The 13,785-nt window shown below is 28.4% G+C and carries 1 protein-coding gene; it reads right to left on the reverse strand.

The window, feature by feature from the left end; translation table 11 throughout:
- Positions 1–39: 39 nt before the first annotated feature.
- Positions 40–13,779 (reverse strand): hybrid non-ribosomal peptide synthetase/type I polyketide synthase, encoded by a 13,740-nt coding sequence (locus CLPUN_RS12570; protein WP_077847623.1) that lies wholly within the window; start codon positions 13,777–13,779, stop codon positions 40–42.
- Positions 13,780–13,785: the final 6 nt, after the last annotated feature.

A 13,785-nucleotide genomic window follows, 5' to 3' on the forward strand; every position in this document is an offset into this window, starting at 1 on the left:
AACTTAATCTAATTTTATTTTTCTATAGTTAATAAATCATTAAAATTCAAAATTAAACTCTTCATTATTAGCGTTACATTCAATTATATCGAATGTTAAATTAATATCCTTCAAAATAACTTGCGGATCATTTATAACTTTATCTACAATTTCTATGAAATGATTACTCATTGCAATAACTGTATCTTTTCTGAATAATTCCGTAGAATACTCAAACTCAAACTCTATACTGTCACTTCCTTCTGAAGCTTGAAGTAAAATATCAAATTTAGAAGTCTTCTCATCAAATTCAAATGTTTTAAATTTCAAATCACCAATTTCCACATCAGTATTTTCGATATATTGAAGTAAAACAAACATAGTATCAAATAGTGGATTTCTATTTCTTAATCTTTTCAACTTCAATTTTTCAACAATCATCTCAAATGGATAATCTTGATTATCAAAAGATTCAACAGTCAAATTCTTAATTTTTTGAATATAGTCTGCGAATGTTAATTTATCTTCAACAAATAATTTCATCGGTAAAGTGTTTACAAACATTCCTACAATATTTTGAATATCAACAATATATCTTCCTGATGTTGGCGATCCAATTATAATATCATTTTGCTTAGAATATTTATTAATTAATACTCCATAACATCCTAATAAAAACATATATAATGTAATATTACATTCATTGATGTAACTGCTTATTGAGCTTTTTAACTCTTCACCAACATTAAACTTAACTCTATCACCAACAAAGTTTTTAATACCAGGTCTAGGGAAGTCAGTAGGCAATTCAAGTATTGGCACTCCATCATTGAATTTATTAATCCAAAATTCTTCCATGGATATTATTGCTTTGGATACCATCATATTATTTTTCCAATGGCAAAACTCCTTATACTGTATTGGTAATTCTTCTAGTTCTTCACCATTATAAAACTTAGCAAAATCCTGTATTAAAATACCTATCGAGATACCATCTGAAATAATATGGTGCATGTCAAAGACCATTACATGTTCAAATTCATCTACTTTGATTACACATACCCTAAGTAACGGAGCTTTTTTTAAATCAAATGGTTTTCTAAATTCTCCTATTACGTTACTTATTTTCTCTCTATCTTCTTCTAAATAGACAATATCTAAGTTCACTGAATTTTTTATCTTTTGCTTTGGTCCATCATCAATCTCAATAATAGAAGTCCTAAGAGCTTCGTGCCTTATTATCAAACTATCAAGACTGTTTTTCACTTTATCGTAATCAAGCTTACCGTAAACCGTAACTATTTTTGAAATATTATATGCTGTTGATTTACTACCATATTGCTCCATTACATACACTCTATTTTGAGCTGTAGACATATCATAGTACTCTCTTATCGGTAATTTCTGAATTTTAATATTATTAACAGCACTCTTTTTATCAACTATTTTACTAAGTAGTTTTACTGTTGGATTATTAAAAAACTCTGCTGTCTTAATTTGAATATTTAACTTATCCATAATCTTTGAAGTAATTATTATTGATTTTAAAGAATCACCACCTGATTCAAAAAAGTTATGATTAATTCCCATTCTTTTTATTCCAAGTGTCTCTTTAAACATATTTAATAACGTAATTTCTGTTTTACTTCTTGGCATATCCTCTTCATCTTCTTGTGACTCTCCAACTATCTCAATTAGACCTGAATTTTTTATTTCAAATGCACTGTTATTCATCATTGGTATGCTTATGTCAAACCTATGCTTATCAAAAGAGTATGTCGGTAATGGTATTCGCTTTCCGTCATTTCTTTCTATTTTTGTCCAATCAATTTCAATACCTTGATTCCACAAATCCGAAATTGCATTTAAGAAATATTCATTGTCATCACAAATATATTTTTCATTCCTAATAGAAGTAATATATATATTTTGTTCATTATCGTCTGAAGTTTCCTTAAGAAAATTAGTCAAGGTATTTCCTGGACCAATTTCTATAAATATATTGTTTTTTATTTCAGTTAACACTTTGCTTCCATGCAAAAACTTAACTGTACTTCTTAAATGTCTTACCCAATATGCAGAATCTACTGGTTTTGATGAACTGTACCACTTTCCATCTACATTAGAAATAAAATCAATTTTAGGTAAATTGAATTTAATATCTTTTATACTACTTTGAAACTCACCTAATACTGAATCCATAACACTTGAATGAAACGCTTTATTTATTTTTAGAACTTGTACATAAATCTTCATCTCTTTTAACTTTTTAATGAAGTTAAATATACCTTCTTGGCTTCCAGAAAGAACACATTGATTCTCCTTATTAATTGCTGCTATTGAAATTCCATCAGGAATTCCTAAATTATTTAGTTCCTTTTCTGATAATTTTACTGCAGCCATTGCACCTTCTTGTGAACTTTGCATTATTTCGCCACGTTTTACCACAAAATATAATGCATCATAAAGATCTATTACACCAGAAACGCACGCTGCTGTCACTTCCCCTAAACTATGTCCAATGACCGTATGTGGTTTAATACCGGCTTCAATAAGTAATTGGGCTATTGCATATTCAAGTACAAATAATATTGGTTGAGTTATTTTTGTTTCATTAATTATAGAGCTATCTTCTATTTTTTCTGTGTATAGAATCTGAAGCAAATCCAAACCAAATTTTGTTTTGATATATTCAAAACATTCATTAATAATCTCTCTAAATCGACAATTGTTCTCATATAGGTCTTTTCCCATTTCAACATATTGTGTGCCTTGACCAGAAAATAAGAAAATTATATTTTTATCATTCTTTTTAACACCTCTTCTTATATCACTCTTCGTCTTTAACTTATTTTTAAGTTCGCTTATATTTTTGCATACAATACTACTTCTATAATTAAAATGCTTTCTGCCATATTTTAGTGTATATTCTATGTCTTCTAAGTTAATCAAATCATTATTTTCCAAATATTTTAGTAATTTTTCTTCATATGCCTTGAGCGAACTAGGTGATTTTGCTGATAAAGTTATGACTCTTGCATTATCATTTATAGGCTCATGGTAATTTTCAATTGGAGCTTCCTCTAAAATTATATGAGCATTAGTTCCACCTATTCCAAATGAACTAATACCAGCTCTTCGTGGCATATTATCTGTATCCCACTTTTTAGCAACCTTCGGAAATGAAATTCTAGAATCTTTAAGAATAAAATTCTCATTTGGCTCCTCAAAATTCACTAGTGGTGGAATTACTTTATTATATATTGATAGTGATGTCTTAATTAATCCAGCTATACCTGATGCTGTATCTAAATGACCTATACTAGATTTAACAGCTCCTATGTTGAGTTTTTCTTTACTCCGTGCTGTATCATATGCCATTTTTAAGCCCTCAATTTCAATTGGGTCTCCTAATATGGTTCCTGTTCCATGAGTTTCAATATACGTTATTGTCTCTGGCACTACATTCGCTTCTTTCAATGCCCCTTTAATAACTTCATATTGTCCTTTAACACTAGGTGCAGTAAATCCTACTTTTTGCGAACCATCATTGTTTATATAACTACCTTTAATTACAGAGTAAATATGATCTTTATCCCTAATTGCATCTGACATCCTTTTAAGAAGAACAACACCAACGCCATCACCATTAACAGTTCCTTTAGCATTTTTATCGAATGCTCTGCAATTACCATCTGGTGATAAGATCATTCCTTCATTAAATAAATAACCTGATTTAACTGGTAATGAAATTGAGACACCTCCAGCTATCGCCATATCACATTTTCCACTTTTTAAATATTCACAAGCTATATCTATATTTACAAGGGATGTAGAGCAACCCGTTTGTATATTTAATGCTGGTCCTCTAAGATTGAAATTATAAGCAATTCTTGTGCTAAAGAAATCTTTGTCATTTAATATACTCGCTTCATATCTTTCTATCGGATTGTTCATATTTGAAAAATTTCTAGTAATCCAGCCTATATTAGAGGCTGCACCTATAAAAACTCCTATACTCTTTTTATATTTGTCAGGCACATATCCAGCATTTTCAAATACTTCCCAGCATGTTTCATGTAAAAGTCTCAATTGGGGATCCATAACCGATGCTTCTTTAGGAGAAAATCCAAAAAATTTATAGTCAAAAGTATCAACATCATTTATTATTCCTTTTGCTTTAACAAAGTTATTATTTTGAACTAAATTTGCATCAAATCCAGCATTAATTAATTCCTCGTTATTAAAATGAGTAATATTGTTTACTCCATTATAAATATTTCTCCAAAAACTATTAATATCCTCAGCACCAGGAACTCTAGCTGCCATTCCTATTATTGCTATATCATCTTCTTTCTCTAATCTACAAAAAGTAACTTCTTCACTTTCACCATCCTCAATTTTATTTAATTGCTGTATATAGTGGCTTAAACTATTTACGGTTGGGTAAGTAAATACATTAACAACAGAAATCTCTATTCCCAGCTTCTCATTAATTAATGTAGTTATTTTCACTGCATCTAAGGAATTTCCTCCAAGATCAAATAAATTTTCTTCTTTATCAAAAGAACCTATTCCAAGCACTTCTACCCATATTCCATAAATCTTATCATTTAGCTTTCCTTTCTCCTCTTTTGGGCTATATGTCGTCTCTAAATTCGCATATGGTTTTGGAAAAGCTTTCAGATCTAGTTTCCCATTTAATGTAGTCGGAATTCTATCGATTCTTACAAAATAAGAAGGTACCATATACTGTGGCAAATTATTTTTTAGGAATCCTGTTAACTCCTTACTGTTCAATTCATTTTTAGAAGTATAATATGCACATAAATAATCAGATTCCCTATCATCCCTTCTTACAATTACAGTAGAATTTTCTATTCCAGGATAACTTTTTAAATTATATTCTATTTCACCTAATTCAATCCTATATCCACGTAACTTTACCTGATAGTCACTTCTACCTATAAACTCTAAATTTCCATCCGCATACCACCTTGCAATATCACCTGTTTTATAAATCATTTCATCCTTATTGAAAGGATTAACCCTAAACTTTGAATCAGTTAAATTTTTATCATTTATGTAGCCTAGAGATAAACACTTTCCTGCTATATACAAATCTCCATGTACATTTATTGGGCAGCATTTCATATTTTCATCTAAAACATAGTATTGTGAGTTTTGTATGGGTTTTCCATAAGGTATACTCTTCCAATTACTACAAACTGAAGTTATATTATAATAATTTGACCATATAGTAGCCTCTGTAGCTCCCCCAAGGCTTATTACCTTTGCCTTTATAAAGTGATTTCTTATGTCGTCTGGTAAAGATACTGGAATCCAATCACCACTCAAAAACACTAATCTTAACAATTGATTCTTGATTTTTTGTCTTTTTATAAATGGAACTAGCTGTTGAAGCATAGCAGGAGCTGAATTCCAAAATGTAATTTCTTGACTTTCTATTATATCTACTAATTTCTCTGGACTTTTTACCTCTTCATGATTAGCAACATAAATAGAACCACCAGCACTAAAGACACCAAAAATGTCATATACAGATAAATCAAATGCTAATGAAGCAACAGATAGAACCCTATCATTTTCGCTTACATTATATTCTCTATTTACCCATTCAATTATGTTTACTACACTTTTATGATTCACCATTACCCCTTTAGGCTCTCCTGTGGAACCTGAAGTGAATATAACATATGCAATATCTTCTGAATTCCTTTCAATTTTAGGAAGAGGTGCCATATCATCTTGAAAAATATCCAGATTTTCATTTTTATGTTTTAACTTTATCTCGCTTTCAACCCCACTATACACCATAACATTTTCAATCAGATTATACTCTCTCTGAAAATTTTCGTATTTCTCTAAAGTGGAAAGATCAATTGCTATAGTTCCTAACCTAGAAGTTTCTACAATTTTTTTAATTCTTGCATCAGGTGTTACAGGATCAATAGGCACATATGAACATCCAATTTTTAAGATTCCCATTACACTTGCAATCATTCCATAATTTCGTTCAGTCATTACACCTACAAGGCTTCCTTGTTTTATTCCAAGCTTTATCAATGCTCTCGCTATATTTTCTGCTTCTTGGTCTAATTCTTTGTATGTTAAAACCTTATTATGAGTTATTACTACAGGCTTATTGGGTGATTTTAAAACCTGTCTTTCAAATAATTGATGGATTTGAATAAATTCATCAAATTCTTTATTATTGTTATTAACTATATTTTGTATAAAATTTGTTTCCCAATCACTAATATGAGATAATTCATCTATTCTACAATTTTGTTTTAGTACAATTTCTTTTAATAAACCTTCAAAATGTCGTGCAAACACTTCTATTGTGTCACTTCTAAATAATTCTGTACTAAATTCAATAGTTAGTTTAAGCCCGTCTACAGTCTCATTTGCAATTGTATTTATGGACAATTTTGAAGTGCCATTGTGGTAATCAAGTACTTCGAATTGAGCCTCTTCAATTCGAAAATCACTAATATTCATATTCTGCAAGACAAACATTGTTTCAAATAGTGGATTTCTACTTAAATCCCTATCTACACCAATTTTGTCTATCAATCTATCAAACTGAACCTCTTGATTTTGAAGAGCTTCAATTACACTTGAAGATGCTTCCAGTAAAAAGTTGCTAAAGTTTTTTTCTTTATGAGGGCTTAACTTTATCGGTAATGTATTTACAAACATACCTACTATATTTTGAAATTCTTCTTTAGTTCTACATGCAACGGGAGTTCCTATAACAATCTCATTATTTTTTGAATATTTACTAATCAATATACTGTATGCAGCTATTAATACAGAGAATAAAGTACAATCATTCCTATTTGCTATTAACTTAAGCTCTTCTAAAATATTATTATCAATGGTATAGGAAATACAATCTCCTTTAAATTCCTGTACTACAGGTCTAATATAATCTGTATTTAATTCACTAACTGGTATACCATCCTTAAATAACTCTTTCCAATAATTCTCTTGAGATTTTATGCGCTCACTTTCAATACATTTTATTTCCCAATTTACATAATCGTTGTAAGTATAAGTTATTTTGACTAATGATTGTTCATTCCACAATGACATTAATTCATCCATGATAATACCAATAGACGTTCCATCTGCTACAATATGATGAATATCAATTATTAATAAAATTTCATCTTTATTATCAATTTTTGAATATCCAACTCTAATAAGTAAATCTTTACTTAAATCAAATGGTTTGATATAGTTTTTTACTGTTTCATCTACTGAAGTATTATATTCAACCCTGTCTAGTTTAAAATCTACATTATCTAGAATGAATAGTTGTGGTTCACCTTTTACCATTCTAAAATTACTTCTTAATGCCTCATGCCTCATAATTAACTGTTTAAATATTAAATTAACTTTTCCATAATCAAATTTCCCATTAACCTTTATTATATTGGTTATATTATAGTTGAGACTATTTTTATAAATATAATCCATTACATATATTCTTTTTTGAGCTGAAGATAATTGATAACTTTCACGCTTTTCAATTTTATAAACTTTATACTCATCTTTAACTTTAATTGTTTTATCAATTAAATCAGCTAAATCCTTTAAAATAGGATACCTAAAGATATCAGACAAATGAATATTAACGCTAAATTGCTCTCTTATTTTAGCTACAAGTTTTGTGGCCTTCAGTGAATGTCCTCCAATTATAAAGAAATTGTCTTCTATACTTATATTTTCTTCGCCAATTATATTCTCCCATATTTTCACAAGCGCTTTGGCTGTAGAATTTCTAATTTCTTCTGAAAGCATAACTCTCCTTAATAAAGTAGATTCTCTTTTCAACTTTAACCTATCAATTTTTCCATTCACATTTAATGGACAATAGTTCATTTCATAAAATTCTTTAGGAATCATATAAGACGGCAGTTTATCAGCTAAATCCGTAACAATCGTGTCTAAAGATACTTTATTTTGTAATTGCAAATATGTAGCTACATAGTTATCTCCAATTTCATCTTTCTCAACTAAAAGTACAGCATCATTTACATAATCTAATTGCATTAATTGATACTGAACCTCTCCAAGTTCAATTCTAAATCCTCTTATTTTTACTTGGTCATCTTTTCTCTTAAGAAACTCAATATTCCCATCATCTAGCCATCTACAAAAATCACCAGTTCTGTATAACCTTTCATCTAGCTTAAATGGAGAAATAATAAATTTTTCACTACTTAAACTAGGCTTATTTACATATTCTCTAGCTACTCCATCTCCCCCTACAAACAATTCTCCATAAATACCTATTGGACAAGGATTCCCATAACAATCCAAAATATAAGCAGAAGAATTTGATATAGGCTTTCCTATAGGAATGTTTTTCATATACCCTTTATCAATCTCAAAAATAGTAGAGAATGTTGTATTTTCAGTTGGACCATACCCATTAGATATTTTAAGATTTCCATACTTTGCTCGTACCATATTGACCTTTGCTGGGTTAAGAACATCACCACCAATTATTAAAAATTTCAAATTTGAAAAGATATCGATTTTTTCCTCAACTATTTGATTAAAATATGCTGATGTAAGCCACATTGTTGTAACTTGATTGTCTATAACGGCTTTTTTGAATTCATTATAATCAAGTAAAACATCCTCTGTTAAAACGCATAAGCTAAGTCCGTTGAGTAGTGCTCCCCAAATTTCAAATGTAGCCGCATCAAAAGCTATAGAACCTGTTAATGATATTACATCATCACTATTTACTTTAAAGAATTTATTATTAACAACAAGGCTCACAATATTTCTATGTTCTACTAATACCCCTTTAGGCTCTCCAGTTGATCCAGATGTGTACATTATATATGCTGCATTATTTGCTTTTATTTCTACAGAACTACAATATGTCTTTTCATCAAATTCATCGTTAATTAATAATTTTTCACAAGTAATTTCAAGCATCTCATGTTTTTTTTCAAGAATTATGAATTTAGATTCAGAGTCTTCAATTATATATTCAATTCTTTGCTTTGGACTCTTTATATCTATTGGAACATATACTGCTCCAGCTTTCAAAATTCCAATTATAACTGAAATAATCTTTGATGATTTATCCATAAATATTGAAACTTTGTCTTCTTTTTCAATTCCCTTTTTAAGCAGCATATTCATAACGTAATCTGATTGCTTATCCAACTTTTTATAACTAATCTTCTCTGTTCTATTAATTAACGCAATGCTATTAGGATGATTATTTACAACTTCTTTAAACACATCAATTACACTAGCATTTGATGGATACTTGCATTGCGTATCATTAAATTCAAACAATATTTGATCAATTTCATATTTATCAATAATGCTAATTTCGTTAACTTTTAAACTATTATCATTTATAATTTGTTTCAAAATAAATTGAAACTTATCGAATATTCTCGTTATAGTTTCTTTTCTAAATTTCTGACCAGAGTAACATATTTCAAAATTATACCGATAATCATTTTTAAATACTTCCCAGATAATATCAAATTTTGAATTATCGGTTGCTATATCTATTAGTTCTGCATCAAAACTTTTTGTAGAAAAGTTATTTATTTTATCGCCTTGATAAATAAATACAGTTTCGTACTGAAATTGATTAGAAATTTTTTTTCTATGACTAACCTCATCTAATACTTCATTAAAATCTACACTACTATTTTCAAAGTGACTTATTAATTTATTTTTAATAGCTAATGCCAAAGTAAAAAAATCATTGCTATTTTTCATGCTCATTCTAAGTGGAAGATTTTTCACAAATAATCCTATCATATCTTTTATATTAGGATGTTCTCTTCCAATAAAAGGTATCCCAACAACTATATCTTCTTCATTCGAATATTTATTTAATAAAATAAAATATGCAGTTAACAATAAATTATAAACTGTTATCTTATATTTTTCTGATAGCTTTCTTAGTTCAACACATAACTCTTCATCTAACTGAAAAGAAAGCTTCCCATCCCTATTTTCCAAATCCAAATTAAAATCGATTGGTAATGATTCCATAGTATTAAAATTTTCTAATTCCTCAATCCAATAATCCTTTTGACTTTCAAAACCTTGTTCATAATACCACTCACAGTAGTCCTTATATGATACGGATTCTTCCATAATTTCATTTCCATCATACAACTCACTGAATTCATTCAATAATATCTCAACGCTATGGCCATCGCCAATAATATGATGAATATCAAAGCATAATATTTTTTCACCTTCTAAAGTTTCAAAGTAACCTACTCTAAATAATGGGTCTGTTAATAAACTAAAAGGTCTCACAAATTTTTTAGAAAACTCTTTAAATCCTAGATTTAAATTCATCATATTTTCTATTTCAAAATCAAATTCTTGATGTATAGTTTGATATATTTCTCCATCCACCTCATAAAAAGTAGTTCGAAGGATTTCATGGTTTTTTATCAATTTTCTTATTGTCCTTTTAACTTTCTCTATTTTAATATCGCCATTAATTTTAAAAAAGCTTGTCATATTGTAAGTTGTCTTATTAGGATTAAGTAATTGATAAATATATAACTCTTTTTGTTCACGTGTAGTAAAATAGAATTTTCTCTCTTTTGCCTTCTCAATGATGCCATAAGAGTTCTGTTTCTTAAGTTCAATAATATTATCAGATAATTCACCTAAATTAGGATACTTAAATACATCTGCTATCAATATTTGAACATTAAACTCTTTACTGATTAATGAACATAATTTTGAAACCTTTAACGAATGTCCTCCTAATTCAAAAAAATTATCATTTATTCCTATTTTCTCAACGCCTAACACTTTACTCCATATCTTAGCTAAAGCTTCTTCGACTTCATTTCTTGGAGCTTCATATTTCTTTAAAACACCTTCTAAACTTGGCTCTGGAAGTGCTCTTCTATCAAGTTTTCCATTTACTGTTAATGGCATTTTATCTACTTGAATAAAATATGATGGAACCATATATTCTGGTAATGTCTCTTTTAAGTAATTTTTTAGATTCAGCTCATATACATTTTTTTCACTCACTACATATGCACATATATATTTTTCATTTTCTTTATTTTCCTTTACCAAAACTGCTGCTTCTTTAAGCTTATCATTTTGTAGCAATTTATGTTCTATCTCACCAAGTTCCACTCTGAATCCTCTTATTTTAAATTGATTATCTATCCTTCCTAAGAACTCTATATTTCCATCAGGTAACCATTTTGCCAAGTCCCCTGTTTTATACATCTTAGTTCCTATTTTAAATGGATTATCTATAAACTTTTCAACTGTTAATTCTGGTTTATTTAAATATCCTCTTCCTACTCCATCTCCAGATATATACAATTCACCTTTTATTCCAATAGGAACTGCTTTTGAATATTTATCTAAAATATAAATTTCAGAATTACCTATTCCCCTTCCTATTGGAACATCCTTGGTTGGATTCTCATTTCCAGTTATCTTATAAAAAGTTGAACATATGGTTGCTTCTGTAGGACCATATCCATTCACTATCTCTATATTTTCATTTAAATCATAGAACTTATTTAAGGTTTCACCTTTTATTCCTTCAACTCCAACTAACAATTTTTTTAACTTCACATTGTTTCTATATGATTTTATTTCTTCATATACACTTAATAGTAAGGATGGTGGAATATATGTAAAGGTTATTCCATTGTCAACTATTAATCTTCCTATCTCCATAGGATCAAATGTCTTATGCTTATCATTAATTACTAGTGTTGCTCCAGTAATTAATGCTGAAAAGAACTCGCATACACTTACATCAAATACATAATTAGTTAGTGATAGAATCTTATCACTAAAGCTGAATCCCTGATCATATTGTTTTATAAATGAAAATATAAAATTATTAAGATTTAAATGTTCTATCATTACTCCCTTAGGATTGCCAGTAGTTCCTGATGTATATATAACATAAGCTAAGCTACTGGAATTATTTATTTTGTATAGATTACTCAAATCTCCATCAAATAAATTTTCTTCATATAAATATATTATATTACCATCAAAATCTATATCTTTCATTAGTATTTCTGTGCTTAAAAGGACTTTACTTTTGCTATCACTTAATATATATTCTATTCTTTCCTTTGGATAGCTTGGATCTATTGGCAGATATGCTCCACCTGATTTTAAGACTGCCATTATTCCTATTATCATCTCAGGTGATCTGTCTACCAGCATTCCTACTACTGAATCGACTGTAACTCCTTTATTCCTTAATACCCTTGCTAGACTATTTGATTTTTCATTCATTTCTTTGTAGGTTAACTTTTTATCTCTAAAAATTATTGCAATATTATTAGGTGTCTTTTCTACCTGCTCCTCAAATAGTTCATGAATTGTTTTATCTTTTAAATAATATACTTTTGTATAATTAAAATCATATAATATTTGTTTTCTTTCTATTTCTGATAATAAGTCAACCTGTGATATTTTAGTATCTGTATTGTTTAATAGAGTATCTATAATAATTTCTAGATATCCACCTAATTTTTTTACTATACTTTCATCAATTGCTTCACTATTAAAATTAAATTTAAATACTAACTCTTCAAAAGTTAGTATTTCTAGTGCCATATTATAATTTGTTTTTTCTACTATAGAGAATTTTTCTATATCTAATGTACTTTCTTTATTTAAGTTTAAATCTAAAGGATAATTTTCTATAGTAACTATAGAATTAAAAAAATTATCATCTGCCCTTAATCCACAATATTCTTTTATATCAACCAATGATGTATTTTCAAAATCTTTTCTTCCATTAATCGTCTTTTCTATATTGCGAATTAAATTGATTAATGTAGTATTACTTTCTGATTGAACTCTTAAAGGAATAGTATTTATAAATAGGCCCACCATATTATCTATGAATTTTATACTTTCTGGTCTTCCTGATACTGTTGTACCAAATATAACTTCATTTGAATTAGTAATTTTCTGAATTAATACGCCCCAAGTACTATATAATAAAGACGATAATAGAATCTTATTTTCTTTAGCAAATTCCTTAATTTTATTTGATTTAAAATTACTTATCTTGTATGAAATCTCTTTAGAAATACCTTTTACTTTAGATACAAAACAATCGTCTTTATTCTCCAAATCATGCAAATGGTTTTTCCAATATTCTTTTTGTTTCTCTTTATCTAGATTATTTATATATTTAATAAATTCACTAAATTTTGTTTTATTATTTCTTCTAGGTTCCTTTCCCTCATACAAACAAGTATATGCTTTCATCAACTCATTCAAAATTATTGCATTGCTCCATCCATCATATAAGATGTGATGATTGCTTATTATCATCTCATACTTACACTCTTCTAATTTGCATAAGTAAATTCTTAAGGTTTCTTTTGTAATATCTATTCTCTTACTTAAATCTGTTAATTTTATTTTTTCTATAGCACCACATTTATCTAATTCATTAGTTAAATCTATAATTTTAATTAATACATAATGCCTTTTAAGAACAATTTGTAATGGCTTATCTATGCTTTTCCATCTATAAATAGTCCTTAACATTTCATTATTTTCTATCACAAAATCCCAAGCTTTTTGCAACAATTCTACTTTTATATGGCCTTTAATAGTTAAACTTAATTGCTCACAGTATTCTGTGCTATTTTCATCACTAATATAATGAAACAGCATTCCTTGCTGCAAACTTGTTAATTCCATAAAATTCTCTACATTGGCTCTATCTAGTTTTTCTTCTGCCCCCATAAATTT

The organism is Clostridium puniceum, assembly GCF_002006345.1.
Taxonomy (GTDB): Bacteria; Bacillota; Clostridia; order Clostridiales; family Clostridiaceae; genus Clostridium; species Clostridium puniceum.